Raw genomic sequence first — 24,732 nt, forward strand, 5'->3', positions numbered from 1 at the left:
GTGATAGTCGAGTAACCTTAACCGTCCGTTGCCCGATACGAGTTTCCAGGTCCCAATTCTGCTCGGGTGGTAGTGTCGGCGATCTCTCGGCTTACATCGATCAACCTCCGACGTGTCTCCGGCGGCGTCCCGGGCCCGCAGGGCGGCCCCGACATGCGGACGGCCTTGAGGCGCCTTCGCACCGTCCGCGTCCGATCGGGACCCGCACCGGCCGCGTTATCCATGCCGCCCGTTGAGTCCGTCACCGTTTGCCAGTAAGTGGCCGCCGTCGGTACGGTGTGTGTATGATGTCATGTGAACATCGGACCGATCTGATTCTGAAGTTGCGTCCGGTCGAACGAATCAATGCGGATCGACCTCGAGGAATAGAAGATATGACTCTTCATGTTTTGACGGGCGGCGCTGGCTTTATTGCAAGTAATCTAATTCATCGGCTCATCGACCTCGGAGAAACCGTATTCGTCCTGGACGATCTGTCGCGCGGACGGCCGGATTTCTGGGCGCCGTTTCAGGGTCGACCGCGCTTCCGTTCCGCGATCGTCGATTGTGCGGATCTTCAGGCCTTCCGGACTGCGCTGCGCGACGCCGTCGGCGACGGCGACATCGCCGCCGTCTGGCACCTGGCTGCCAATTCCGACATCCCGGCCGGCATCGCGGATCCGCGGATCGACCTCCAGCGGACGTTCATGACCACGTTCAACACGCTGGTCCTGATGCGCGAATTCGCGATTCCCACGCTGCACTTCGCGTCGAGCTCGGCGATCTACGGGGACCACGGCGAGACCGCGATCCACGAGGATATCGGGCCGCTGGAGCCGATCTCGAACTACGGCGCCATGAAGCTCGCCTCCGAGGCGCAGATCCGCGCCGCGGTGGAGGCCTTCCTGCCCAAGGCCAACGTCGTCCGCTTCCCGAACGTCGTCGGCGTGCCGGCAACGCACGGCGTCATCGTCGACTTCGTCGACAAGCTCCAGGCCACGCCCCACACCCTCGACGTCCTCGGCGACGGCACGCAGAGGAAGGCGTACCTGCACGTCGAGGAACTCGTCGACGCGATGCTCTTCATCGCCGCCCATGCGCAGGGCCGGTACAACGTCTTCAACGTCGGGCCGCCCGATCAGGGGGTCACGGTGCGCGCGATCGCCGAGACGGTGCGCGACCGCGTCGCGCCCGATGCCGAGATCCGCTACGGGACCGGCGGACGCGGCTGGGTGGGCGACGTGCCGCGCTTCCGCTACGCGACGGACCGGCTCGCCGCCCTGGGCTGGCGGCCGCGCCACGACTCGATCGGGGCCGTGCGGCGAGCGGTCGACCAGATCGCCGCGCAAGAACGCGGCCGCGGCTGAGGCGCCCGCGATGCAGGCGGTCATTCTCGCCGGGGGCAAGGGCACGCGCCTGGCCGAACGGCTCCAGGGCCGGCCGAAGCCGCTCGTCGATGTCGCGGGCGTTCCCCTCCTGGAGCGCCAGATCGGCACCCTGCGGGATTACGGGGTCGACGCGGTCGTCCTCCTCGTCAACCACGCGGCCGACCAGATCGCGGCATTCTGCGCGGCGCGGGAGAATTTCGGCCTCGCCCGGCTCGCGCTCGTGGACGACGGCGCGCCGCGGGGCACCGCCGGCGCCGTACTGGCCTGCCTGGATCGGCTCGCGGACCGCTTCCTGGTCGTTTACGGCGACACGCTCTTCAACATCGACATCGACCGTTTCCTGGCGGCGCACGCGGAAGCCGGGGCCGACGCGACGCTGTTCCTCCACCCCAACGACCATCCCTTCGACTCGGATCTGGTCGCGGTGCAGGACGGCCGCATCACCGCCTTCCTGCCCAAGCCGCACCCGCCCGGCGCGCTGCGGCCCAACCTCGTCAACGCCGCCTTCTACGTCGTCGAGAAGCGGGCCCTGGAGGGTTGGCGGGACTTCCCGACGCCGGCCGACTTCGGGCAGGATCTGTTTCCCGCCCTGCTGGAGCGGGGGGCGTTCCTCCAGGGCTTCAACAGCTTCGAATACATCAAGGACCTCGGGACGCCCAAGCGGCTCGACGCGGCGTGCGCGCACCTCCGGAGCGGCGTGGTGGCGCGCGCGCGCCACCGCACGCCGCAGGCCTGCGTCTTCCTCGACCGGGACGGCACCCTCAACGTCTTGCGGGATTACGTGCGCCGGCCGGAGGATCTCGTCCTCCTGCCCGGCGCGGCGGAAGCGGCGCGGCGCTTCAACGCGGCCGAGTACCGGATCGCCGTGGTGACCAACCAGCCCGTGATCGCGCGCGGGGAATGCTCGATGGAGGGCCTGCGCGCGATCCACGCCAAGCTCGACATGGCGCTGGGCGAAGCCGGCGCCTATGTCGACCGCCTCTACGTCTGCCCCCATCACCCGGACGCCGGCTTCCCGGGCGAGGTCCGCGCGCTGAAGGTCGCCTGCGCGTGCCGCAAGCCGGAGCCGGGGCTGATCCTCCAGGCCGCCCGGGATCTGAACGCCGACCTCGCGCGCTCGTGGATGATCGGCGACAGCACGAGCGATCTCCTGGCAGCCCGCAATGCCGGCGTCCGGTCGATCCTCGTCCTGACCGGTGCGGGCGGGCGCGACGGCAAGTACCGTGTCCGTCCGGACTTCACCGTACCCGACATCGCCGCCGCCGCCGCGTTCGTCCTCGACATCCATCCCCGGCTCGTGGCGGAAACGGCCCCCCTCATGGACGGGGTGCGGCCGGGGGATCTGATCTGCATCGGCGGCCCGGCCCGCGCGGGCAAGTCGACGGTCGCCGCGGTGCTGGCGCACGCGCTGCGCCGTGCCGGCCGCGACGCCGCCGTGCTGCCGCTCGATGCCTGGATCAGGCCGGAGGCGGAGCGGACCGAGGGGGTGCTCGGCCGTTTCGATGTCGAAGCCGCCGCCGCCGCCCTGGATCCCTGGCTCAAGGGCGGCGCGACCGCGATCGACCTGCCCGATTACGACAGGCGGCGGCGCCTGCGCTGTCCCGGGGAATCGCTCCGCCTGCGGGCCGAGACCGTGGCGATCCTCGAAGGCATGCCGGCCCTGATGCTGCCCCTCCGGACAGGCCGCCGCGTGCTGACGATCCACCTCGGCACCGACGAGGCTGGCCGCCAGGCGCGCGTGATCGCCGACCTGATGGACCGCGGGCTCGCCGGCCGCGACGAGGCTGCCGCCGTCTACGAGGCACGCCAGCGCGACGAGTTTCCGCTCGTCGAGCGGGCGGGCCGCGGCGCCGGCCTGCGGCTCGCCCTCGATCACTGCTTCCCCTGACTCCGCGACCGGGCCGTCATGATCATCAGCCGAACCCCCCTGCGCATGAGCTTCGTCGGCGGCGGCAGCGACCTGCCGGACTTCTACCGCCGGCACGGGGGCGCGGTCCTGAGCACCGCGATCGACAAGTACGTGTACGTCAACATCAATCGCAAGTTCGACGGCGGCATCCGCCTCGCCTACTCGAAGACGGAGGAGGTCGAGTCGGTCGATCAGATCGAGCACCGGCTCGTGCGCGCGGCCTTCGCGTGCCTCAACGTCACCGGCGGGGTCGAGATCACGACGATCGCCGACATCCCGTCGCGGGGAACCGGCCTCGGCTCGTCGAGCACGTTCACGGTCGGTCTTCTGAACGCGGTCAGCGCCTATCTCGGACGGCACATCTCGCCCGACGATCTGGGGCGCCTGAGTTCGGAGATCGAGATCGAGCGCTGCGGTGAGCCGATCGGCAAGCAGGATCAGTATGCGGCCGCCTACGGCGGCTTGAACCTCATCGAGTTCAAGGCCGACGACAGCGTGCACGTGTCGCCGGTCATCATGCCGGCGACGCAACGCCGAGCCCTCGAGCGCCGCATCATCGTGTTCTACACCGGCATCACCCGCAGCGCCTCCGGCATCCTCAAGGCGCAGGCGCAGGCCGTGGCGAGCGACCAGGCCAAGCGCGGGGCGCTGATTCGCATGGTCGAACTCGCCTATCATCTGCGGGACGAGCTGCAGCGCGGCAGCCTCGATTCCTTCGGAGAGATCCTGGACGACAACTGGAACCTGAAGAAGACGCTCAGCAGCGGCGTCAGCTCGACGGAGATCGACGCGTGGTACGCGCTGGGGAAGCAGGCCGGGGCCATCGGAGGGAAGATCCTCGGTGCCGGCTCCGGGGGCTTCCTGATGTTCTACGCGCCCGAGGATCGGCACCCGGCGATCACGGACGCGCTGAGCCACCTGCGGCCGGTCCGCTTCGGCTTCGAACAGCTCGGCAGCCGGATCATTTTCTACAATCCAAATGTCTATGCTTCATGATATAACTCAGATAATGGAGGATTAATATGGCAGTCTCAGAGCTTATTGATGCGCAATCCGTTCAAAATCGACTGATAACTGAGCGACATTGATTTGACATTCTCGTTCTTCGTCCGAAACGAAGCGGTTGATTTGTGGACGCTTGAGGCTCTAAAGCTTTCTTGAGCTGGCGGGTGCTCGAATCTGTGCGCCCGGGAATCAAGCCGTGCGTTCTGCGGAGCCTTGCTTTCTGGCCGGCCCTCTCTGCCGAACAGGACTTGTTGGATGATCCAGCACGACGCCGCGCCCACGTGTTCCTTCGCATCCGATTATCTCGGGCGCCTGACGACGATACTGGGGGCGCTGAACGCGCGGGACATCGATCGCGCGATCACGGTCATCCGCGACGTCTGGCATGCGGGGGGCCAGATCATCACGCTCGGCAACGGCGGCAGCGCCATCACGGCGCTCCACTTCGCGACCGACTGGAGCAAGGGCGTGTTCGAGGCCACGCGGCGACCCTTCCGCGGTCGGAGCCTGATCGACAACATGGGCATCGTGACGGCCTACGCGAACGACGTCTCCTACGCCGACGTGTTCGTCGAGCAGCTCCGCAACATCGCAACGCCCCAGGATCTCGTGGTGGCGATCTCGGGCAGCGGCAATTCGGAGAATGTCGTTCGTGCGGTGCGCTACGCCAACGCGCTCGGCTGCGAGACGCTCGGCCTGGTCGGCTATTCCGGGGGCAAGGTGAAGCCGCTGGCCAAGCATGTCGTCTGGGTGGAGGTCAACGACATGCAGATCGCCGAAGATGTCCACGCCATCTTCGGACACATCGTCATGCAGGCGCTCTGCCGGGCCGACGGTTGAGGTCGTTCGTGGCCGCGACGCGCGGGCAATTTCAGGCACAGGCGCGGATGGACGCCTTGCTGACGGATTCGGTTTCGCGCGGGACCGCTCGCTCTGGGGATACACCGTATCGTTTGCCGGGATTCGCGCTTCAAATGTGCTGAGGAGGAGCAGGTTTTGACCGAAAAACATCTGGACAGGCTCGAGCTTGGATGTGGAGTCAACCAAACTCCGGGATATCTGCACAATGACATCAACCCGTTTGACGGCGTCGATATCGTAGGAAATCCTTGGGACATCGATCTTCCGGATCATTCCATGAAGGAAGTCATTGCGCTCGGCTTGATGGAATATCTGACCTACCAGCAATTCAGCATGACGCTCGACAAGGTACGCAGGTTGCTGGAGCCGGGCGGCATTTTCCTGTTCGACGTCCCGGATATTCCGGTCTGGTGTCGATACGTCGTCGACCATTTCGACGGAAAGCCGATCCCGTTCTCCATCGATCACGTTTTCTGCACTCTATACGGCTGGCAGCGCTGGCCGGGCGATGAGCACAAGTCCGGATGGTACCGAGAGAAACTTGATCAGGCCCTGAATACAGCCGGATTCACCGAGACACGATACGGCCTGCAGCCATTTGAGGAACGAAGCATCGCTCGCCGTCGCATGGCCCGCCCGCACGATGCGCACCTTTATTGTCAGACGCGCGCATGAATCGGATCGAAAGCCGGATTTCCGCTCCCCTTCGCGGCTTGGGTCGCAGAGGATCGAAGGAAAACCGCCGTGGCGGCCGCATCGGATGCGCCGGCGCGTGCCAGGAGGAAACGATTCCCCCTGGTCGATCGACCCTTGGCATGGGCGGCTAAGCAGGTTTCGCTGAAGTGGTCACCGGTTTTGCGACGAAGACCTGCGACAGATCGAGGAGCGAAGCGGATGAAGCCTGGGCCTGCCAACGCAAGTCTGCTTAGCATCCCATCAGAAGCCGCGATCAGATTTGCAGCTCCTTCCATGCGGGATCGGCGAGCCTTTGAACCCGCTCGGCTCCCAGTGGGGTCCGCTCAAGGATGGCGTCTGATGCATCCCACAGGTCGTCGCCTGCGCGGCGTATAGGGCGCGTAGAACAGCGGTCGCGCCGTCTCTCATCGGAGCCGGACGGGTGTACCGGCTTCGTATGCGCCCGTCGACACGCGTCCGGTGCCAAGTCGGGCCGATGATCGAGCCCAGCACGACGACCTGAACGGGGGGAGTCACCTGCCCTTCACGGCGGCACGGGAGGATGACACATCGCGCACCGTAGCGGTTCCGGTGAAGCGGTCCGAGAACGACTCACAACCGCATCGCAGTTCTCGCCCCCCGGGCATCTTGCTCCGGAATCGATCACCTCGGTTCGCCGCAGGCCGCCGCAGCTACGCCGCCGACTTGCGGGCCAGAGCCCAAACGACAACGGGGAAATCAGCTTCGTTGTCCAGATTCATACCGTGAGAGAAGGTGACCCATCGATCGAAGTTCGCGACGACGCACTCGCGATTACCCCAACTGTCGGCAATAATCGTTTCGGGATCAAACCCTGCTTCTTCCAGAAAATATTTCATGCCCGTCGATGTCCATCGCGAACAATTCAAAGGGTGCCCATGGATTTTCACGAGAAACGGGGTCGTAATGATAAACAAACCGCCTGGTTTAAGCATGCGCCATACATTTCGAGCTGCGCGATACGGATATTTCAGATGCTCGAAGACCTGTTCAGCGAATATCACGTCGTATGTATTTGAACCATCGACATCGAAACAGATATCGAACTGCGGGTAATGTAAAGCTTTGAAGGACTTCCAAGGAAACGTTTGCCAATAATTGCCGGAGAGTTCCAGGGCATTCAATTGCGAATGAGGTAGGCGTTTGACCACTTCACTATTGCATAAATTCATGATCACTCTTGACCAATCTGTCATTTTGTTCCCCAAGCTATCAAGCGGAATTCAAGTTGTCGGTGCGGTTACGCTCAGCCCCCGGTCTGGCGCTGCGACGCCTACGACTCGGGCGGCCATGAACTCCGCTTCGGGAGTTGAAATTTCCGGAGGATCTCTCGGATCCAAGTCTTCGGTCGTAAGCCGCAGTTTTCATACCTCATTTTTATAGCACGTCTTGAGACATAAACTTATTTACAAACATTCCTTCCCGAACAATGAAAATTCTAAATATTATAGACGTATTATTTGCGCGAATCACAATTCCATTCTTCATAGCACCGCCAATAAAACCTCGCAACTTTTTCTGTGATCGTCACAGGCTTGAAGTTTTCTTTCCAACATGCAAGATACTCCCGGCTGCAAATTGAATTGTGCGATACATCATTTGATATGCAGCATCTGTTCGAAATGTTTGACACATTTATTCGAAATCCACACGCGGTGAACGCTTTCTGGAACTAATGTGATGCTGAAGACATCGATCATCATCGCATCCTACAAACGGGCCGCACAGCTCGCGGTGACTCTCCGACGCCTACCCGTGAAGCCGATGCAGGATTTTGGCGCCGAGTTGATTCTGGTCGGGTCGGCCCCCGATGACGCGACCGCCGCAGTCTTCAAGCAGTACGGTGACACCGTTTCGTTTCCGGTCAAATGGGCAATGGCTTCGGATCCGGGTTTCGTCCACGCCCAGAACGTTGGCATCAGTATGAGCGACGGGGATCTTATCGTATTCACTGATGATGATTGTTACATGGACGAAAATTACCTGACAATTCTCCACGATAAATTCGATCCCAAAGTCTTCCAATATGGCAGCGGCGAGATCGGAAGGGCCTCACGGGACTACGACTGGGGCGTCGCACACACGGAATGGTGGTCTTTCAAAGAGGAAGGAGCGATCCTGCGGCCGCGCAGCTTCATCAGCCCCGGGTTTATCCAGGGGGCCAACATGTTCTTCCTGCGCGAAGTCCTCGCCGCGACGGGTGGCGTCCGCAAAGTCGGCCCGATCGATAGCAACGATGCCATGACGGCACACCTTGCCTCGCAGGCCGGGTACACGGGCGTGATGCTGCGCGGACCCAAGGTGTATCACGACCACGGCCGCAAGGCGAACACACCCGAAGCGGAACACGTCAAGGACATGTACGCTGTGGTCACAGGTGCCTATTTCGCGCAGCTTGCGGCGAGCGGAGGCAAGGATTTCTTCCAATACTGGCAGGATCGACTGCCGGAACCGAGTGACACCACCGAGTTGCGTCGGCTCGGGCTCGCACTCGGTGCATTCGCAGAAGAAATCGCTTGGATGCAAGAGGCCCGCGCCACGCAGTCTCAGAACCCCCACTACTCACCGCGATTCAGCTATACTCTTGCGAAAGCCTGACCGCTCATGACTCTTGAATATGCAGGTGTTGCTTCCATTGAAGTTGCCGAGACACCGCATCTCGGCGGCAACGCCAATCACGGCGACCCCTATTCCTTTGCCCCATCGGTCGTCAGATACGTCACCGAGCGCTTCGCGTTGCGCTCGATGCTTGATCTCGGCTCGGGCCAGGGGCATGTCGCCGCCCAGTTTCATCGCCAGGGGGTGATCGCGATCGCCTGCGATGGACTGACGCGCAACATTACTCACAACGTCTATCCGGTCGTCCAGACCGACTTCACAAAGGGGCCGTTCGCCTGTCACGTCGATTTGACGTGGTGTCAGGAAGTAGCCGAGCATGTGGAAGAGCGCCACCTCGACTATTTCGTGCGCTCGCTTACCTGCGGCAAGATCATCCTCATGACCCATGCTGTGCCCGGGCAGCACGGTTATCACCACGTCAACTGCAATGACACGAGCTACTGGCTCAACGTCATCAATCAGGCTGGGTACGACTGCGTGGTGGCGGACACCAACCGGATCCGCAAGCTCGCCGAAGCGGAAGGCGCGGCATACCTTGCAAGGACTGGTTTGCTCTTCGTGCGCCGATAGGCTGCCCGCAGGTCGGTTCGCCGCGTGCAGGCCCTGCAATCCCGCAGCCTTTTGCGACACCCGCGGAGGGACGACCGCCCCAGCAATGGCACCGCACGATCACAAAAAGCCGCGCCCGGTCGCAGTGCGATCGGGCGCGGCTCCAAGCATCTGGTCTGACGCGCTCTCCGCCGAACCGATGTCGGCTCCGGCGGAGGGCGCTCTGGCTGCGATCAGTACTTGCGCACCAGCGGGCCGACCGGCTCCGGCATCAGCGGGGGCAGCGGGGCCGCCACGACGCCGCCGAGGTAGTAGCGCAGGCCGATCTTCACGTCGTGCGCCTCGATGTCCTTCACCTTGATCGCCTGCAGGCTGCCGGTGCAGCACGGCACGTAGCCGGCGCCGGTCTCGGCCTTGCCGAGGTTCAGGTAGCGGTAGGCCAGTTCGATCTTCAGCGCGTCGGTCACATTGTAGGCGAGACCGGCGTGGAGCGCCCAGGCGAAGCTGCCGTACGACTTGTCCTTGTAGAACTTGCTGCCGCTGTTGGTGTTGTAGACCGGGTTGCCGTTCGAGTCGTAGACCGGCTTGTAGTTGTAGGACGGCGCGCCGCAGCTGCAGCCATAGACCGGGTTGGCGTAATCGTAGCCGTAGGTCGGGCTGGTGAACTGCTGGTTGGTCGAGTAGGACGAGATGTGGTTGAAGGCGTAGCCGACGCCGCCGCCGATGAACGGCGTGATGCCGTACCACGTGCCGAGGTCGAAATAGGCGTTGGCCATCACCACCGCGGAGTCGAAATTGCCGCTCGACTTGTTGACCCCGTATGAGCCGAGGCCATCATCGTAATCCGGGCCACGGTAGTATTCACTGCCGCGCAGGCCGGTAGCGTAGCGGTATTCACCGGTGATGTCACCACGGAAGAACGGGGTGAACTGGTAGCCGACGCCGACGCCCGCGAAACCACCGCCGCCGATCTCGTTGCCGAAGGAGCGGTTGGCGTCCGGATAGCCGGTATAGTCGTAGGCCTCGCTGTATTTCGGGCGGTTGTAGACGCTAGCGCCCACGTCGCCGCGCAGGTACCAGCCGCCACCGACCTCGATCGGAACGGGCGGCGGAGGCGGAGGTGGGGGCAGCAGGTCCGCCGCAGCGGCGAGGCAGGGCGCGCCGACGCTCGCCGCGAGCGTCAGGCTACGCACCAAAGCGTTGAGCTTGGAGCGGGCCATAAGAATTCCTTTACTGGATTCGTGAGCCCGACGCTCGGCGTGCGTGCTCTGTGGTTACCCTGTGAAGAATGCGCGCAACGTCTTAAATCCAGCTTAACGTTAAGTCTTAGGCTTGCGGGTTTTCGATCCACCGGGGCAAACCGTTGCTGGACCAATATTGGTTTGTCCCGCGGCTATGTGCCGTCACGTGTTCAGTATCGGCACACCCATGAGGACATCGGCATGAACAACCTGCACCGCCCGGCCTCGCGGATCAGGCTCCGGCGGAGCGAGGCCGGCTGAGGCGCCCGTGCTCCCCGAGGACGTGCGCATCCTGGCGCTGATGCTGCCGGAGACGGTGGCGGGCGCCCATAGCGGCAACCCGGATTTCCGCGTCGGCGGCCGGGTGTTCGCGACCCTGTGGGTCGAGGAGACGCGGGTGGTGCTGCGGCTCGCGCCCGCCGATCAGGCCGCCCTGTGCGCGGCCGAGCCGGACCTGTTCACGCCGCTCGACGGGGCCTGGGGCCGCCGCGGCTGGACCAACCTCGATCTCGACCTCTGCGAGGAGGAGACGCTCCGCACGGCCCTCCTGGCGGCATGGCGCATGACGGCGCCGCCGGACTTAAGCGCCGCCTACGACTGAGCGCCCAGGTCCTGGTTTCGAAAGGTGGAGACCTTTCGCGGGTCCGGGGCGGAGCCCTGGTGGAGATATCAGGGCTCCGCCCCCGAACCCCACCAAAGGGCTGAGCCCTTTGGAATCCCGAACGTCAGGCCGCGGCGCGGGTCACCGCGTCGACCACCTCGTCCACCACCGCGCTGACGAGGCCGCGGTCGTCGCCCTCGGCCATCACGCGGATCACCGGCTCGGTGCCGGAGGGGCGGATCACGAGGCGGCCGGCATTGCCCAGCCGCTCGCGGGCGTGCTCGATCGCGCTCACCACGCTGTCCTGGCGCAGCGGCTCGCCGGCCTTGTAGCGCACGTTCTTGAGGATCTGCGGCAGCGGCTCGAAGCAGTGGCAGACCTCGCTCACCGGCCGGTTCTGGCGCTGGACCACGCTCAGGAGCTGCAAAGCCGCCACGAGGCCGTCGCCCGTGGTGGTGTAGTCCGACATGATGATGTGGCCGGATTGCTCGCCGCCGAGGTTGTAGCCGTGCTCGCGCATATGCTCCAGGACGTAGCGGTCGCCCACCGCGGTGCGGGCGAGCGTCAGCCCGAGGCCGCCGAGATAGCGCTCCAGGCCGAGATTCGACATGATCGTGGCGACCAGCCCCGGCTGGGTGAGGCGCTCGTCCTCCTTCCACGAGCGGGCGACCACCCCCATGAGCTGGTCGCCGTCGACCACGTGGCCCTTCTCGTCGACGATCAGCACCCGGTCGGCGTCGCCGTCCAGCGCGATGCCGATATCGGCCCGGCGCTCGCGCACCTTGGCGACGAGCGCCGCCGGCGCGGTGGAGCCGACGTCGCGGTTGATGTTGAATCCGTCCGGCTCGGTGCCGATGGCGATGACCTCGGCGCCGAGCTCCCACAGCGTCTCGGGGGCGACCCGGTAGGCGGCGCCGTTGGCGCAGTCGACCACGACGCGCAGGCCCTCCAGGGTCACGTGCCGCGGCAGGGTGCGCTTGGCGAACTCGATGTAGCGGGCATGCACGCTCTCGATCCGCTTGGCCCGGCCGAGGTCGTGCGAGGCGGACAGGCGCTTGTGCATGTCGGCGTCGATCAGCCCCTCGATCTCGTGCTCGATCGCGTCGTTGAGCTTGAACCCGTCGGGCCCGAACAGCTTGATGCCGTTATCCTCGAACGGGTTGTGCGAGGCCGAGATCATCACGCCGAGATCGGCCCGCATGGAGCGGGTCAGCATGGCGACGGCCGGCGTCGGCACGGGGCCGAGCTGCAGCACGTCCATGCCCACCGAGGTGAAGCCCGAGATCAGGGCGGTCTCGATCATGTAGCCGGACAGGCGGGTATCCTTGCCGATCACCACCCGGTGGCGGTGGTCGCCGCGCTGGAACACGAGGCCCGCCGCTTGGCCCACCTTGAGGGCGAGTTCGGGGGTGATCACGCCGTTGGCCCGGCCGCGGATACCGTCGGTTCCGAAATACTTGCGCACGAGGTCGTCTCCGGGGGCCGGTCTCACCGGCCGGACAGATCTTAGCAGACAATCGTTTACGCCGGATGCCGAGCCGCCGGCGGAGGCAATCGGGTGCTCCCCGACAAAGGCGGTCGAAATGGGGCCACGCCCCTGACGGGCGCTACAGGATCCGCGGCAGCGACGCGCCCACCAGGGCGAGGCCCGAGAGGGTCAGGAGGCTCAGCACCAGGGTGCGGAACGACGCCTCGCTGATGCCCAGATAGATCCGCGCACCGAGGAACGTCGGGATCAGCATGGCCGGCAGCACCACGGCCAGCATCGGCAGCATGGCCCGCGTGACGAGCCCGGACGCGACGTAGGTGCCGGCCGTGACGGTGAGCATGGCGAGGTTGAAGTTCTGGATCACGGCGCGCTGCACGTCGCGCTCGTAGCGGCGCAGGGTGCACCAGAGGGTGGGCAGCACGCCCGTGAAGCCGCCGAGGCCGCCCATCAAGCCGCCGCCGAGGCCGACCAGGGCGTCGGCGAACCGGCCGCCCACGGTGATGCGGGGGAGGTTCTGGGCGAACAGCATGGTCGGGCACCAGACGAGCAGCAGCAGGCCTAGGATCACCTTGAACCAGTCGGCGTCGAGGCGCGGCAGCAGGAGGATGCCGAGGGGGACGCCCGCGAGGCCGCCGAGCACGAAGGGCGCGAGGCGCTTGAGATCGAAGCCGCGCCGGACCGAGAGGGCGGCGACGACCTGCCCGGTGAAGGCGCCGGAGACGGCGAGGAAGGCGGCGAGCTTCGGGTCGAGCACCCAGGCCCAGAACGACAGGGAGACGAGCCCGAAGGCGAAGCCCGAGAGCCCCTGGACGAAGCCGGCGACGACCGCGCCCAGGGCGACGACGAGATAGGTCGAGACCGGCATGTGAAAGCCTTTGCGGCACGTGGAAAGCCCGTCGGTGCCGCATTTCCGATCCTGAGGCGCGGAGCGCGCGATCACGCCGACCGGGCCGACTCATAACCGAGCGGCCCAAGCTGTCACGCGAGAACGGCCGCGCCGGCCGCCTCTCGCCCCGGTCGTCGGAGGCCGGGACGATCCATCAACGCCTTTCCCGCTGCCGGGGCACAGACCACGCGGTGCGCCGGCGGCCGCGATCGGCCTCCGTTTCAGGCGGTGCGGCTCGGCGACACGTCCATCGCGACGCGTCGGACGATCTCGATCGTCCAGGCCCAGAGCAGGTGGCCGAGGACTTCGGAGAAGGTCTCCTGCGCGGAAATCTCCCACACCTGCGGAGCCCAGCCGCCGAAGGGCAGCAGGACGGCGTGGAACAGGATCGTGACGGCCAACCCGAAGGCCAGGCCCTGCCCGAGGGTCGTGATCGGGACCGCCACGGCGAGCGCGCAATAGAGCACGCCGAAAACGATCGAGAAGGCCTGATGCATGAGGGCGACGCCGTAATTGATGACGTGGCCCGTGAACAGGTAGGTCATGGCCTCGGCGTTGAGCCCCAGGGCCTTGAGGATGGCGAAAGGCGGTGAGATGCGTCCGGCTTCGCGGGGCGGGAACGGTATTTCCGATCCCCATTTGACGAAACTGGATAGATTTCCTCCGATAACACCGGCCCATATCGCTGCAATGTAGTTTTCTTTTTCGAAATGACGGAATTTTATAAGCATGAGATCTCCGCTGAAATGCATGTGCGTGAATCACGGACTGCGCGATTCGCACAGAAACATAGCTTGGAGCATTCTTGAAGTCTGAAACGGCGTCCACTCGAAGTGGTATCGCAATGCGCCGGTATCCTATGCGCGACAATGATCGTTTTAACTTCAAACTGTGAGATCTGATTTATGCGTTGCAACAAACAACATGACTGAATGACCATCACTCTTGTCACGGATCGGCCGGTGCACGCGGACGCTGCGGCAACGTCGATCTTCCCCAGGACTTTGACGTGCATGTCCCGCGAGCGGGGCCGGACGCGACGGCGCCCAGGGTCGAGGGTGGCTCATGCGGCTGCGACCGCACGGGCCCGCGTTGCGGCAGGCTTCGGTTCCGACGCGGCTCCACGGGACGACCGCCTGCCCCATTCCGGGAGCATCGTCGCGAAAGCCCAGCGGGCGATTGCGGTCGACGGCGAGGTCCCGCGGTAGCCGGCACAAAAAAAGGGCGCCTCGCGGCGCCCCTTTCGCTCATCCGGCCAGGCTCACGCCTGCGGCTGCGGCTCCAGGCCGCCGTCGCTCTCCTTCGGCCGGCCGCGGCCCGCCGAGGGGACCGAGGAGCCCCGGGCCGGGGTCGGCGGCACGTCGCCGCCGTCGCGGATCGGGGGCTGGCCCTTGATCAGGTTGCGGATCTCCTCGCCCGAGAGGGTCTCGTACTCGAGGAGCCCCTGCGCCAGGGCCTCCAGGTCGTCCTTGCGGTCGGCCAGGATGCGACGTGCCTCCTCCAGGCCGGTCTCGACCAGACGGCGCACCTCGGCATCGATCTTCTGGGCGGTCGATTCCGAGACCGATTGCTGCCGGCCCATCGACATGCCGAGGAAGACCTCGTCGTTGTTGTCGCCATACGCGACGGTGCCGAGCTCGGGCGAGAAGCCCCAGCGGGTCACCATCATCTTGGCAAGCCGCGTCGCCTGCTCGATGTCCGACTGCGCGCCCGAGGTCACCTTGTCCTGGCCGAAGATCATCTCCTCGGCGATGCGGCCGCCCATCATGATGGCGAGCCGCGAGGTCATCTGCTCGAAGCTCATGGAGAGCTTGTCGCGCTCGGGCAGCTGCATGACCATGCCGAGGGCCCGGCCGCGGGGGATGATGGTCGCCTTGTGCACCGGGTCGGTGGCCGGGACGTTCAGCGCCACGATGGCGTGGCCGCCCTCGTGATAGGCGGTGAGCCGCTTCTCGTCCTCGGTCATCACGAGGGTGCGCCGCTCGGCGCCCATCATGACCTTGTCCTTGGCGTCCTCGAACTCGTGCATCGTCACGATCCGCTTGCCGCGACGGGCGGCCAGCAGCGCGGATTCGTTCACGAGGTTCATCAGGTCGGCGCCCGAGAAGCCCGGGGTGCCGCGCGCGATGGTCTTCAGGTCGACGTCGGGGGCCAGCGGAACCTTGCGGACGTGGACGCGCAGGATGCGCTCGCGGCCGGTGACGTCCGGGTTCGGCACCATGATCTGGCGGTCGAACCGGCCGGGCCGCAGCAGGGCCGGGTCGAGCACGTCGGGGCGGTTGGTCGCCGCGATGATGATCACGCCCTCGTTGGCCTCGAACCCGTCCATCTCCACGAGGAGCTGGTTCAGGGTCTGCTCGCGCTCGTCGTTGCCGCCGCCGAGGCCGGCGCCGCGGTGGCGGCCAACGGCGTCGATCTCGTCGATGAAGATGATGCAGGGCGCGTTCTTCTTGGCCTGCTCGAACATGTCGCGCACGCGGCTGGCGCCGACGCCCACGAACATCTCCACGAAGTCGGAGCCCGAGATGGTGAAGAACGGCACGTTGGCCTCGCCCGCGACCGCCCGGGCGATCAGGGTCTTACCGGTGCCGGGCGGGCCGACGAGCAGCACGCCGCGCGGGATCCGTCCGCCGAGCCGCTGGAACTTTTGCGGGTCGCGCAGGAATTCCACGATCTCCTGCAGATCCTCCTTGGCCTCCTCCACGCCCGCGACGTCGTCGAAGCTGACGCGCCCGTGGGCCTCGTTCAGGAGCTTGGCCTTCGACTTGCCAAAACCCATGGCGCGGCCGGCGCCGGATTGCATCTGGCGCGACAGGAAGATCCAGGCGCCGATGAAGACCAGGATCGGCAGCCAGCTCACGAGGAGCTGGATGAACCAGGGGGTGTTGTCGGACGGGGGACGGGCGGTGATCTGCACGCCCTTGCCCTGGAGCTTGGAGACCAGCCCCGGATCGTTCGGCGCATAGGACGAGAAATTGCCGCCGCCGACATAGGTGCCGGACACGTCCTGCCCCGAGATCACCACCGACTGGATCTTGCCGGCATCGGCGTCGTTCAGGAGCTGGCTGTAGGCGATCTCGCTGCCGCCGCCCCGGTGCCCCGGGTTCTGGAACAGGGTGACGAGGGCCAGCACAAGCAGGAAGATGACGACCCACAAGGCAAAGTTGCGAAAATTCGGGTTCATCGATCAATCCTTGGCGTGTGCGACCCCCGGGACGGACGCGTCGCGCGGCTCGGCCGGTCCATCCGTGCACACAGCGCCAATGTAAGCGGGGGGCTCTCCCTTGCCAAGTAATCGCGACGCCCCTGCGGCGAGGGCAGCATCCGCCGCCCTCTGCCGGCGCGGCGGCGCGGGGACGAGGCTCACCGTGCCGGCGGCGTCGACGGCGATCATGAAGCCCGCGAGGCTGCGCCGGATCGCCGCCCGACGCCGCAGGGCCGGCAGCAGCGATTCGAGGACCAGGGCTTCGAGGCGTTCGAGCCGGCGGGGTGCCGCCCCGGCCCAAGTCAGGGCCTGGTCGAGGCAGCGCAGGGCGACCGCCTCCGGCAGGGCCGCGAGCACGGCTCCGTCGAGGCGCAGGGTGCCGTCCGCCGCCGGGATCCGCGCGGTCTCAAAAGCCTGCGCGGCGGCGATTCGCAGGGCCGCCGCGTCGCGGGCCGCGCGCTCGGCGAGGCGGGCGAGGCGGGCGGGGGTCAGGCCCTCGCGCTCCAGGATCGGCCAGGCCTCGCGCAGGCGGCCGCGGGCGAAGCGCGGGTCGGCATTGCCGGGGTCGCGCAGGTAGGGGATGCCGCGGGCCTCGCACCACGCGACCAAAGCGGCCTTGGGCAGGACGAGGAACGGCCGCCCCAGGGTGATCCCGGGCACCAGCACCCGCTCGGCGGGCATGCCGGCGAGCCCCGCCGGGCCGCTGCCGGCGGCGAGCCGCATCAGCACGGTTTCGGCCTGATCGTCGCGGGTATGGCCGGTCAGCACGCGGTCGGCGCCGACCCGCCGGGCCTCGGCGGCGAGCAGATCGTAGCGGGCGGCGCGGGCCGCATCCTGCAGGCCGGTCCGCGGCTTCGGCCCCGCCCAGGCCAGGATCGCGTGCGGCAGGCCGAGCGCCCGGGCGGCGGCGCCGACGCCTTCGGCCTCCGCGCGGGATTCCGGGCGCAGGCCGTGATCGACGGTGGCGACCTGCACGCGCGCGCCCAGGGCCGCGGCGGCGTGCATCAGCGCGCGCGAATCGGGCCCGCCCGAGACGGCGAGCAGGACGCCCCGACCGAGCCAGGGTCCAAGGGCCTGCAGAACGGGATCGTCGGAAGCGTCCGTCATGGATTCAAAAGGTCCGTGACCTTTTGCGGGTCCAGGGCGGAGCCCTGATGGGTCCGGGCGAAGCCCGGTTGTCGGTCGTCACCCGATATCGGGGCTCCCCCCCGACACCCCGCCGAAGGGCTCTCCCTTCGGGAACCCGGAAAGGTCAGGCGCCGCAGCGGGCGCGCTTCTGCTCGCGCGCGACGCCCTGGCGGACCCCCGAACCGGCATTCGGGAACTTCCGGTCCAGCTCGGCCAGAGTCGCGCAGGCCTGCTCGCGGGCGCCGAGGGCGGCCAGCGTGACGCCGAGCTTCAGCATGGCGTCGGGCGCCTGCGTGGAGCGGGCGTAGTCGGTGGAGACCTTCAGGAACTGCTCGGCCGCCTCGCGGTTGCGGCCGCGGGCGAGGTAGCTCTCGCCGAGCCAGTAGGTGGCGCCTGCGACGCGGTTGTCGCGGGGATGCGACTGGATGAACTGGCGCAGGCCCATCTCGGCCTGCTCGTACTGCTTCGAGCGGTACAGCTCGACCGCGGCCTCGTAGTCCGCGGCCGGATCGCCCGTCCGCGTGGCGGCGACGCTCTCGCTCTCGGAGGGGCGAGCCGGGATCGCCCCGGTCCGGGCCGGCGGGCGCAGGTCCACCGGCTGGTCGTAGCCGGGGGCCCCGGCCTCCTCGTCCTCGCTCTCCATGGCCCCCTCCAGGGCGCCTTGGGGCAGGCGCTGGGGCCGCGGCGCGGCCTCGGCCGCTTCTGTTGCCTCGACGGCCTCGCGGGGCGGCAGCGGGGCGGAGGGCTGGGTGCTGCCGAGCTGCATCGGCGCGCCCGGCGCCCCGGGGGCCTGCGCCGGGTCGAACGCGTCGCCGCGCTTGCCCGGCCGCCCGGAACCCGGATTGACGCCGTTGACGGTGCCGGCCGGGCCTGAGGACGGCGCGGCCGTGGGGGCGGGCCTGCCGCTCCCCTTGCCCTCGCTCCCCTTGCCCTCGTTCAGGCGGAACTCGACATCCTCCTGGAACTTGCGCAGCTGCTCCTTGAGCTGGCGGTTCTCGTATTGAAGGGTCTCGATCTGCCCCGCCATCACGCGGGACTGGTTCTCGATGCGCCCGAGGCGCACGACCAGCTCGGAGGCGTCCTGCGCGGCGGCCGGGTGGCCGAGGAGCGCGGCACCGAGGGCGGTGGCGAGGGTGAGACGGGTGCGAAGGCGGACGGGCATGGATCAGGTTACGGTCCGATGGCGGCGCGTGGCCCTAACAGATGCGCCGGTCCGCGGCAAAACTGGGGCGGGACTGGAGGGCGAGGCGTGTTCCCGCCCTCCGGCGCGGCCGTTCGGATGTCACGCCCCGGCGCCGCGGTCCAGCACGATCACGGCCCGGCGGTTCTGCGACCAGCAGGAGATGTCGTTGCACACCGCCACCGGCCGCTCCTTGCCGTACGACACGGTCCGCATCCGGCTCGCCCCGATGCCGCGGGTGGCGAGGTAGTCGTTCACCGCCTGGGCCCGGCGGGCGCCGAGGGAGAAGTTGTACTCGCGGGTGCCGCGCTCGTCGGCATGGCCCTCGATGATGAAGGTGTAGCGCGGGTAGCGCTGCAGCCACGCGGCCTGCTTGTCCAGCGTCGCGGTGGCGGTGGGCGTCAGGTCGGTGGAATCGGACTCGAAGAAGACCCGGTCGCCGATATTGACCACGAAGTCCTGAGCGCTGCCCGGGGTCGCGGCGCCGGCGCCGAACGCGGAGGCGTCGGCGAGGTCCTTGTCGTTGCTGCAGGCGCCGAGGCCGAGGCCGGCGACGAGGGCGAGGCCGAGGGCGGCGGCACGGAAACGCTGCGTCATGATCAAAAAGCTCCTCGCGCGGGGCCGAAGGCCGGCTGCGGGTCTTCGAGGCGGGTCCGCGTAGTCCTTGAGCGCCGTCTGTAGGCGCGGATGGTTAAGCGACGGTTCCGCCGGGCGGCTGATGGGGCTCGCGTCGTCTCGGCGGCGTGCGCTGACACACCCGGGACACGCCCGGAATGCGGCGGTCGCGGGGCGGAGGAGCCGGACCGGCGATTTCACGCGGGTCGGTTGCGGCGCTGCAACAGGATCATCCGGATTTCGCACCGTCCGGTAACGGACCCCGGGCGCCGATTAAGAGATCATCAACCCTATCGATCCCTAAATCGGCGGGCCGAACTCCGGATATCCCGCCATGCGCCCCGCCCAGAGCGTCCTCATCGTCGAGGACAGCTACCTGCTCCTTGAGATCATCGCGAGCCTCTGCGAGACGCACGGCATCCGGGTGGTCGAGGCTTCCACCGGCGAGGCGGCCCTGACGCTCCTGCGTGCGCGGGGCGCGGCGATCGACTGGCTGTTCACCGACATCCACCTGCCCGGGCTGATCGACGGCTGGACGGTGGCCCACGCCTTCCGGGCGATCCATCCCGACCGGCCGGTGGTCTACACCTCGACCGACGCGACGGGCCGCAACGGCGTGCCCGGCAGCCTCTTCCTGCGCAAGCCGTTCCAGGTGCGGGAGGTCAACCGGCTGGTGCGGATGATGGTCGAGGGACTGGGTGAGGCGCATCTCGGCGCGCCGCTCTGCACAGCGGGTTGAGCAGGCTCAGCCAACCCGGAACAGCGCCACGATCTCCGGTGCGGCGAGCCAGGACTCCACCCGCGGACAGGTGAGGTCGCCGACCGGCAGAGTTTCGTAGACGGAAAAACTCGCCGCGATGAAACCCGGCAGATCGTAGAGCACCGGGAACTCGTCGCCGGACACCTTGGACTTCAACGCCTTGGCCTTGAACAGGTACGATCCGGTCACCCCGAAAAGCTCGGCCACGGGCGGATAGATCGGCCAGATCACGTCCTGGGTCAGCTCGTCGCCGAGGTAATCCTCGATCTCCACCGGCTCCGGGGCGATCCCGCTCTCCGCGAGCAGCCGCCGGGCGATGTCGCCGATGACGTGCGCCTTCGGGTGGTTCATCAGGTGCATGAAGGCGCCGCGCCGCGCCCAGCGCGTCAGCTCGCGCTCCAGGCCGAAGCCCAGGGCCTCGGCCGCGCCGACGAGCTCGCGCACCGCCGGATCCCAATGGTCGAGATAGCCGAGGCGCCGGAACACGTCCTCGCGAAACAGGCCGGCGGTGTGCCGGGGCGCGAGCCCGAGCCGGTGGGCGGTCAGCACGATCGCCGAATGGTACTGCCCCATCGGCGAGGGCGCGAGCTTCAGCGCGGCGAGGTCCGAGGCCTGCCCGGCATACACCATATCGGGGTGGAAGGCCGAGAACACGATCGACGGGAACAGCCTGAGCCGCGGATCGGCGGCGCGCAGCGTGGCGGCGTCGCCCCCCGGGATCAGCCCGGCCGGAAACGTCTGCGCGAAGACGTGGTCGTGGGCCAGCAGGGTCCGGACCAGGCCGTCGATATGGCCGTGGTCGCGCTTCAGAGAGCCCATGGGCAGGTAGCGCACGGGGCTCCTCGGCGCGAGCAGGCGCATCGCCCGGGCGACGCCGCGGGCCTGGCAATTGCCCAGCACCGCGATGCTCGGCCCGTCGCGGCCGGTGGCGGCGCGGGCGCGGTTCCGCCATGGTGTCGCCCAGGTGGGGGCCCAACTGACGGGGGCCCAACTGGGCACCGAGAGGGTGAACGCGCTGCGGGCGCGCCGGGGCAGGTCGTTCAGGGCCACGTCGCGTGCCGGTATCAGCGGACGGTTCGGCGGTCCCGAGGGCCGTCGCCGTCGTGAGGAAGAGGGTTCGAAGATGGCGTTGAATCCGTATACGGGTCTACCGGCCGAGCGATTCTGGCGCAAGGTCGTGACCAACGTGCCGCCCTTCGCGGTCAATCCGCACCCGAAGGACACGTTCGTGATCGCGCCGACCGACAAGGTCGCCACCGGCGGCTCCTGCTTCGCGCAGCGGGTGGCCGAGGCGGTGCGCGGCGCCGGGTTTAACTACTACCTGACCGAGCCGCCGCTCCCCGGCATGAGCCCCGAGGAGGCCAATGCCCGGCAGTTCGGCACGTTCTCGGCGCGCTACGGCAACCTCTACTACACGCGCCAGTTCGTGCAGCTGTTCGACCGGGCCTATGGCCGGTTCGAGCCGGAGCTGAAGGCGTGGCTGCGCGACGACGGCCGCTACGTCGACCCGTTCCGCCCGACCGTCGAGCCGGCGGGCTTCGCCAGCGAGGCCGAGGTGATCGCGGCGCGCGACGCGCATCTCGCCGAGGTGCGCCGCCTGTTCGAGACGCTCGACGTGTTCGTGCTGACGCTCGGCCTGACCGAGGGCTGGCGCTGGCGGGCCGACGGCGCGGCCCTGCCGCTCGCCCCCGGGGTTGCGGGCGGCACCTTCGACCCCGCGCTCTACGAATGCGTGAATGCCGGCGCCGGCGAGGTGCTGGGCGACCTCAACGGCTTCCTCGACCGGCTGTGGAGCGTGAACCCGAAGGCGCGGGTGATCTTCACGGTCTCGCCGGTGCCGATGATCGCCACCTACATGGACCGGCACGTGATGGAGTCGAACAGCTACTCCAAGTCGGTGCTGCGGGTGGCGGCCGGCGAGGTGGTCGGCCGGGGCGATCCGCGGGCGGTGTATTTCCCCGCCTACGACATCGTCACGAGCAACGTGAATGCCGGGCGCTACTACAACGAGGACCAGCGCACCATCAACGACGCGGGCGTGCGCCACGTGATGCGCCTGTTCCTGGCGACCTTTGCGCGCGACCGGGTCTCCCCGGCGCCGACTCACGCCCCGGTGGACCTCGCGGCGGAGTTCGAGGGCAATGCCGGCGTGATCTGCGACGAGGAGGAGATCGAGCGCAGCGTGGCGTGAGGCGGGGCGAGCCCCCGAGCTCCGCTCCGGCCAAGATCCGTTGACGGCGCCCCCGCCGTCATCGCCTGTGCAACGATGTCCATACTGATGTACATTGCGCCGTGGGTGAGAACGAACTGACCGCGTGGGATGACGAGAAGAATGCCTCGAACATCTCGCGGCGTAAGATCGACTTCGCCGATCTGGAGGCAGCCTTCGACGGGCGGTTTGCCCTGGTCAACGAGGATCAGCGGCAGGATTACGGCGAACGGCGCTTCAATATGATCGTCGAATTGCACGGGATCATCTTCAACATCACCTTCACCCCGCGCGGCGGCAAGCAGCGGATCGTGTCCGCCCGTCTCGCCAATCGGAAGGAAAGGAGGATCTACCATGCCGGGCAAAGTCGCTAAGCCCGCACAAGGCCAGACCGATTGGGTGGCCCTCCGCGCCATGTCCGAGGACGAGATCGAGCGGATGGCCGTCGAGGACGCGGACAACCCGGCCACCGTCAGTGACGACGCATGGGCGCACGCGACCGTCTACGTCCCCACGGGCAAGACCGCGATCCATGCGACGTTCGACCGGGATGTGGTGGCGTTCTTCAAGCAGGGTGGCAGGGGCTATCAGACCCGCATGAACGCCGTGCTGCGCCGCTATATGGAAGCCCAGCAGGTCAAGAAGGCCGACCGATAAGCCGACGGACAATAGGCTCGGGTCTTCCGCAGCCTTAGGCGTAAGCGCCGATCCCGGGTTTGCCTCCGGCCCGCCCTTTCGGGCAAGCTCGGCCGCCCGGGCGCCCGCGCCCTGCCGGAGACGAATCCCGTGAGCCTGCCCCCGCCCCGCCGCGCCGACCACGCCATCGATCCGGTCTTCGTCGCGCGGCACTCGCCCCGCGCCTTCACGGGCGAGGCCGTACCGGAATCCGAGCTGATGCGGATGATCGAGGCGGCGCGCTGGTCGCCCTCGGCCTATAACTCGCAGCCCTGGCGCTTCCTCTACGCGCTCCGGGGCGACGCCCACTGGGACACCTTCCTCGGCCTGCTGGTGCCCGCCAATCAGAAATGGGTCTCGGGTACCGGCGCCATCCTGTTCCTGGTCTCGAACGGCCTCATGAAGGTCGGGGACGAGTTGAAGCCCTCCTACAGCCATTCCTTCGATGCCGGCACCGCCTCCCTGGCGTTCCAGCTCCAGGCGATCCACCAGGGCTGGCACGCCCACGGCATGGTCGGCTTCGACCATGTCCGCGCCCCGGAGGTGCTGCGCCTGCCCGAGAACCACCGGATCGAGGCCGCCTTCGCGGTCGGCCGCAAGACCCCGGAGGCCGACCTCACCGAGGAGCAGCGACCGCGCGAGACCCCGAACGGCCGCCGGCCGATCACGGACTTCACCATCGCGGGGCCGTTCCCGGCCGCCGCGGACTGAGGCGCGTCGGAACCAGCGGCTTCGACCGGGGATTGTGTCCGCATCGCAAAGCCGTCACAGCTCCGGCGCTCGCCGCCTCCGAACCGGGTTCCGGGTGGGCGAATTGCCGGTCCCGGACCTATCCGGTCCGCCCTGCGACGATTCGGGAGCTGGCTCATGGGTTCTTCCGACAGGGGCGCCACGGCCGCCGAATTCCTCGACGACGGGCGGTTCGACCATGCCTCGGGGCTGCAGAGTATCGCCGACCGCCACGGGGTCGGCCTCGACGCCGTGCGCCATCTCGTGCAGGCGCTGGAGCGCGGCCACGGCACCATGGCACAGTTCGACCATCCCGATCTCGGCGGGATGGGCCAGTGGTTCTCCGGCGGCATGGTGATGGTCGGCCGGATGTTCGACGACGCGCTGAAGACGCGGGTCGACGCCCTCTGCACGGAGCTGGCCGCCGCGTTGCCGGCGGGCGGCTTCTCGGTGGCGTCGCCCGCGGCAGGGCACGGCGGCGGCGAGTGGTGGCCGGCGGATCTCGGCGCCCCGGCGAGCACCGGCTCGCAGAACGGGATGCGCTACGCCTATTTTCCGCAGGCCCGGCGGCTTGCCGTCGAGTCGGGTTCGGGCGTGGCAGTCTACGACACGGGCGAGCATCCCATCACGGGGGTCTCGCAAGCGAACGGCAGCCTCGGCTTCACCGGGCCGGCGGGATCCGTCGACGTCGCCCGGCTGCGCCGCATCGAGGCGGAGGCGGCCGCCCCGCGGCAGGCCGATCCCGCGCAGGCACCCGTGGCGGATCCCGCGCCGCCCGGCGACGTGCTGGCCACCATCGAGCGGCTCGCCGCGCTGCACGCCCGGGGTGTGCTCACCGACCGGGAATTTTCCGACAAGAAGGCGGAACTGCTGGCGCGGCTTTAGGGATCGATCGCCGCACCGGAGATTCCAAAGGGCTTCGGCCCTTCGGTGGGTCGCCAGGGTGAAGCCCTGGCCGATCGGGCGCGGCCCGACACAGCAGGGCTCCGC

General features: G+C 67.4%; 24 protein-coding genes. 14 read left to right on the forward strand and 10 right to left on the reverse strand.

Annotated features, from left to right (window positions below; translation table 11 throughout):
* The first annotated feature begins 374 nt into the window (after positions 1 to 374).
* The 5 genes from MKK75_RS25170 to MKK75_RS25190 all read left to right on the forward strand — a co-directional run bounded on the left by MKK75_RS25170 (position 375) and on the right by MKK75_RS25190 (position 5,817).
* Positions 375 to 1,346, forward strand: a complete 972-nt coding sequence (locus tag MKK75_RS25170) for an NAD-dependent epimerase/dehydratase family protein (protein WP_244045230.1) — start codon at positions 375 to 377, stop codon at positions 1,344 to 1,346.
* Positions 1,347 to 1,356: 10 nt separating this feature from the next.
* A complete protein-coding gene (locus MKK75_RS25175) occupies positions 1,357 to 3,255 on the forward strand; it encodes an HAD-IIIA family hydrolase (protein WP_244045231.1) in 1,899 nt (632 codons plus the stop codon).
* Positions 3,256 to 3,273: 18 nt separating this feature from the next.
* Entirely contained in the window at positions 3,274 to 4,272 is a 999-nt protein-coding gene (locus tag MKK75_RS25180; protein ID WP_244045232.1) for a GHMP kinase, read from the forward strand.
* Positions 4,273 to 4,536: 264 nt separating this feature from the next.
* The gene (locus MKK75_RS25185) at positions 4,537 to 5,121 is read left to right on the forward strand and encodes an SIS domain-containing protein (protein WP_244045233.1); all 585 of its coding nucleotides are present in this window, start codon (positions 4,537 to 4,539) and stop codon (positions 5,119 to 5,121) included.
* 156 nt (positions 5,122 to 5,277) lie between these two features.
* Positions 5,278 to 5,817, forward strand: coding sequence for a hypothetical protein (locus MKK75_RS25190; protein ID WP_244045234.1), 540 nt, complete (start codon positions 5,278 to 5,280; stop codon positions 5,815 to 5,817).
* Positions 5,818 to 6,509: 692 nt separating this feature from the next.
* On the opposite strand, the gene MKK75_RS25195 is transcribed toward MKK75_RS25190, so the two are convergent.
* Positions 6,510 to 7,052 carry a methyltransferase domain-containing protein gene (locus MKK75_RS25195; protein ID WP_244045235.1) on the reverse strand — a complete coding sequence of 181 codons (543 nt, stop codon included), beginning with the start codon at positions 7,050 to 7,052 and terminating at the stop codon, positions 6,510 to 6,512.
* 484 nt (positions 7,053 to 7,536) lie between these two features.
* Here MKK75_RS25195 and MKK75_RS25200 point away from each other — a divergent pair, with 484 nt between their 5' ends.
* The gene (locus MKK75_RS25200) at positions 7,537 to 8,454 is read left to right on the forward strand and encodes a glycosyltransferase (RefSeq protein ID WP_244045236.1); all 918 of its coding nucleotides are present in this window, start codon (positions 7,537 to 7,539) and stop codon (positions 8,452 to 8,454) included.
* A gap of 6 nt (positions 8,455 to 8,460) precedes the next feature.
* Positions 8,461 to 9,045, forward strand: a complete 585-nt coding sequence (locus MKK75_RS25205; protein ID WP_244045237.1) for a methyltransferase domain-containing protein — start codon at positions 8,461 to 8,463, stop codon at positions 9,043 to 9,045.
* 212 nt (positions 9,046 to 9,257) lie between these two features.
* On the opposite strand, the gene MKK75_RS25210 is transcribed toward MKK75_RS25205, so the two are convergent.
* Positions 9,258 to 10,244 carry an outer membrane protein gene (locus MKK75_RS25210; protein ID WP_244045238.1) on the reverse strand — a complete coding sequence of 329 codons (987 nt, stop codon included), beginning with the start codon at positions 10,242 to 10,244 and terminating at the stop codon, positions 9,258 to 9,260.
* Between the two features lie 289 nt (positions 10,245 to 10,533).
* On the opposite strand from MKK75_RS25210, the gene MKK75_RS25215 reads away from it, so the two are divergent.
* A complete protein-coding gene (locus MKK75_RS25215) occupies positions 10,534 to 10,866 on the forward strand; it encodes an MmcQ/YjbR family DNA-binding protein (protein WP_244045239.1) in 333 nt (110 codons plus the stop codon).
* A gap of 124 nt (positions 10,867 to 10,990) precedes the next feature.
* On the opposite strand, the gene glmM is transcribed toward MKK75_RS25215, so the two are convergent.
* The 7 genes from glmM to pal form a co-directional block, all read right to left on the reverse strand.
* Positions 10,991 to 12,331: a phosphoglucosamine mutase gene (glmM, locus tag MKK75_RS25220; RefSeq protein ID WP_244045240.1), complete on the reverse strand. Its 1,341-nt coding sequence runs from the start codon at positions 12,329 to 12,331 to the stop codon at positions 10,991 to 10,993.
* Between the two features lie 142 nt (positions 12,332 to 12,473).
* On the reverse strand, positions 12,474 to 13,220 hold the full coding sequence (locus MKK75_RS25225) for a sulfite exporter TauE/SafE family protein (RefSeq protein ID WP_244045241.1): 747 nt from the start codon (positions 13,218 to 13,220) through the stop codon (positions 12,474 to 12,476).
* Positions 13,221 to 13,462: 242 nt separating this feature from the next.
* Positions 13,463 to 13,993: a YagU family protein gene (locus MKK75_RS25230; protein ID WP_244045242.1), complete on the reverse strand. Its 531-nt coding sequence runs from the start codon at positions 13,991 to 13,993 to the stop codon at positions 13,463 to 13,465.
* A gap of 509 nt (positions 13,994 to 14,502) precedes the next feature.
* Entirely contained in the window at positions 14,503 to 16,425 is a 1,923-nt protein-coding gene (ftsH, locus tag MKK75_RS25235) for an ATP-dependent zinc metalloprotease FtsH (protein ID WP_244045243.1), read from the reverse strand.
* Positions 16,426 to 16,428: 3 nt separating this feature from the next.
* The gene (gene tilS, locus MKK75_RS25240; protein ID WP_244045244.1) at positions 16,429 to 17,553 is read right to left on the reverse strand and encodes a tRNA lysidine(34) synthetase TilS; all 1,125 of its coding nucleotides are present in this window, start codon (positions 17,551 to 17,553) and stop codon (positions 16,429 to 16,431) included.
* Between the two features lie 145 nt (positions 17,554 to 17,698).
* Complete coding sequence (gene ybgF / locus MKK75_RS25245; protein WP_244045245.1) at positions 17,699 to 18,736, reverse strand: tol-pal system protein YbgF; 1,038 nt, start codon at positions 18,734 to 18,736, stop codon at positions 17,699 to 17,701.
* Positions 18,737 to 18,856: 120 nt separating this feature from the next.
* Positions 18,857 to 19,351, reverse strand: coding sequence for a peptidoglycan-associated lipoprotein Pal (gene pal / locus MKK75_RS25250; RefSeq protein WP_244045246.1), 495 nt, complete (start codon positions 19,349 to 19,351; stop codon positions 18,857 to 18,859).
* Positions 19,352 to 19,703: 352 nt separating this feature from the next.
* On the opposite strand from pal, the gene MKK75_RS25255 reads away from it, so the two are divergent.
* A complete protein-coding gene (locus MKK75_RS25255; protein ID WP_244045247.1) occupies positions 19,704 to 20,108 on the forward strand; it encodes a response regulator in 405 nt (134 codons plus the stop codon).
* A 6-nt stretch (positions 20,109 to 20,114) separates the two neighbouring features.
* Here MKK75_RS25255 and MKK75_RS25260 read toward each other — a convergent pair whose 3' ends face one another.
* Entirely contained in the window at positions 20,115 to 21,179 is a 1,065-nt protein-coding gene (locus MKK75_RS25260; RefSeq protein WP_244045248.1) for a WcbI family polysaccharide biosynthesis putative acetyltransferase, read from the reverse strand.
* 73 nt (positions 21,180 to 21,252) lie between these two features.
* Between MKK75_RS25260 and MKK75_RS25265 the strand changes: the two genes are divergently transcribed.
* The 5 genes from MKK75_RS25265 (at position 21,253) to MKK75_RS25285 (ending at position 24,627) form a co-directional block, all read left to right on the forward strand.
* On the forward strand, positions 21,253 to 22,320 hold the full coding sequence (locus MKK75_RS25265; protein ID WP_244045249.1) for a GSCFA domain-containing protein: 1,068 nt from the start codon (positions 21,253 to 21,255) through the stop codon (positions 22,318 to 22,320).
* Between the two features lie 101 nt (positions 22,321 to 22,421).
* Positions 22,422 to 22,712 (forward strand): BrnT family toxin, encoded by a 291-nt coding sequence (locus MKK75_RS25270; protein WP_244045250.1) that lies wholly within the window; start codon positions 22,422 to 22,424, stop codon positions 22,710 to 22,712.
* The gene (locus tag MKK75_RS25275) at positions 22,693 to 22,995 is read left to right on the forward strand and encodes a BrnA antitoxin family protein (RefSeq protein WP_244045251.1); all 303 of its coding nucleotides are present in this window, start codon (positions 22,693 to 22,695) and stop codon (positions 22,993 to 22,995) included. Before MKK75_RS25270 ends, MKK75_RS25275 begins: the two co-directional genes overlap by 20 nt.
* 129 nt (positions 22,996 to 23,124) lie before the next feature.
* Positions 23,125 to 23,724, forward strand: coding sequence for a nitroreductase family protein (locus tag MKK75_RS25280; protein WP_244045252.1), 600 nt, complete (start codon positions 23,125 to 23,127; stop codon positions 23,722 to 23,724).
* Positions 23,725 to 23,880: 156 nt separating this feature from the next.
* A complete protein-coding gene (locus tag MKK75_RS25285; protein WP_244045253.1) occupies positions 23,881 to 24,627 on the forward strand; it encodes an SHOCT domain-containing protein in 747 nt (248 codons plus the stop codon).
* The last annotated feature ends 105 nt before the right edge of the window (positions 24,628 to 24,732 follow it).

The sequence above is a fragment of the Methylobacterium sp. J-030 genome, assembly GCF_022829545.1.
GTDB lineage: Bacteria > Pseudomonadota > Alphaproteobacteria > Rhizobiales > Beijerinckiaceae > Methylobacterium.

What these genes read in the sequence shown, in the direction of transcription:
- MKK75_RS25170 (WP_244045230.1), top strand. Translation starts at nt 375, where the DNA reads ATGACTCTTCATGTTTTGACGGGCGGCGCTGGCTTTATTGCAAGTAAT.
- MKK75_RS25175 (WP_244045231.1), top strand. Translation starts at nt 1,357, where the DNA reads ATGCAGGCGGTCATTCTCGCCGGGGGCAAGGGCACGCGCCTGGCCGAA.
- MKK75_RS25180 (WP_244045232.1), top strand. Translation starts at nt 3,274, where the DNA reads ATGATCATCAGCCGAACCCCCCTGCGCATGAGCTTCGTCGGCGGCGGC.
- MKK75_RS25185 (WP_244045233.1), top strand. Translation starts at nt 4,537, where the DNA reads ATGATCCAGCACGACGCCGCGCCCACGTGTTCCTTCGCATCCGATTAT.
- MKK75_RS25195 (WP_244045235.1), bottom strand. Translation starts at nt 7,052, where the DNA reads ATGACAGATTGGTCAAGAGTGATCATGAATTTATGCAATAGTGAAGTG.
- MKK75_RS25200 (WP_244045236.1), top strand. Translation starts at nt 7,537, where the DNA reads ATGCTGAAGACATCGATCATCATCGCATCCTACAAACGGGCCGCACAG.
- MKK75_RS25205 (WP_244045237.1), top strand. Translation starts at nt 8,461, where the DNA reads ATGACTCTTGAATATGCAGGTGTTGCTTCCATTGAAGTTGCCGAGACA.
- MKK75_RS25210 (WP_244045238.1), bottom strand. Translation starts at nt 10,244, where the DNA reads ATGGCCCGCTCCAAGCTCAACGCTTTGGTGCGTAGCCTGACGCTCGCG.
- MKK75_RS25225 (WP_244045241.1), bottom strand. Translation starts at nt 13,220, where the DNA reads ATGCCGGTCTCGACCTATCTCGTCGTCGCCCTGGGCGCGGTCGTCGCC.
- MKK75_RS25230 (WP_244045242.1), bottom strand. Translation starts at nt 13,993, where the DNA reads ATGCATTTCAGCGGAGATCTCATGCTTATAAAATTCCGTCATTTCGAA.
- ftsH (WP_244045243.1), bottom strand. Translation starts at nt 16,425, where the DNA reads ATGAACCCGAATTTTCGCAACTTTGCCTTGTGGGTCGTCATCTTCCTG.
- tilS (WP_244045244.1), bottom strand. Translation starts at nt 17,553, where the DNA reads ATGACGGACGCTTCCGACGATCCCGTTCTGCAGGCCCTTGGACCCTGG.
- ybgF (WP_244045245.1), bottom strand. Translation starts at nt 18,736, where the DNA reads ATGCCCGTCCGCCTTCGCACCCGTCTCACCCTCGCCACCGCCCTCGGT.
- pal (WP_244045246.1), bottom strand. Translation starts at nt 19,351, where the DNA reads ATGACGCAGCGTTTCCGTGCCGCCGCCCTCGGCCTCGCCCTCGTCGCC.
- MKK75_RS25255 (WP_244045247.1), top strand. Translation starts at nt 19,704, where the DNA reads ATGCGCCCCGCCCAGAGCGTCCTCATCGTCGAGGACAGCTACCTGCTC.
- MKK75_RS25265 (WP_244045249.1), top strand. Translation starts at nt 21,253, where the DNA reads ATGGCGTTGAATCCGTATACGGGTCTACCGGCCGAGCGATTCTGGCGC.
- MKK75_RS25275 (WP_244045251.1), top strand. Translation starts at nt 22,693, where the DNA reads ATGCCGGGCAAAGTCGCTAAGCCCGCACAAGGCCAGACCGATTGGGTG.
- MKK75_RS25285 (WP_244045253.1), top strand. Translation starts at nt 23,881, where the DNA reads ATGGGTTCTTCCGACAGGGGCGCCACGGCCGCCGAATTCCTCGACGAC.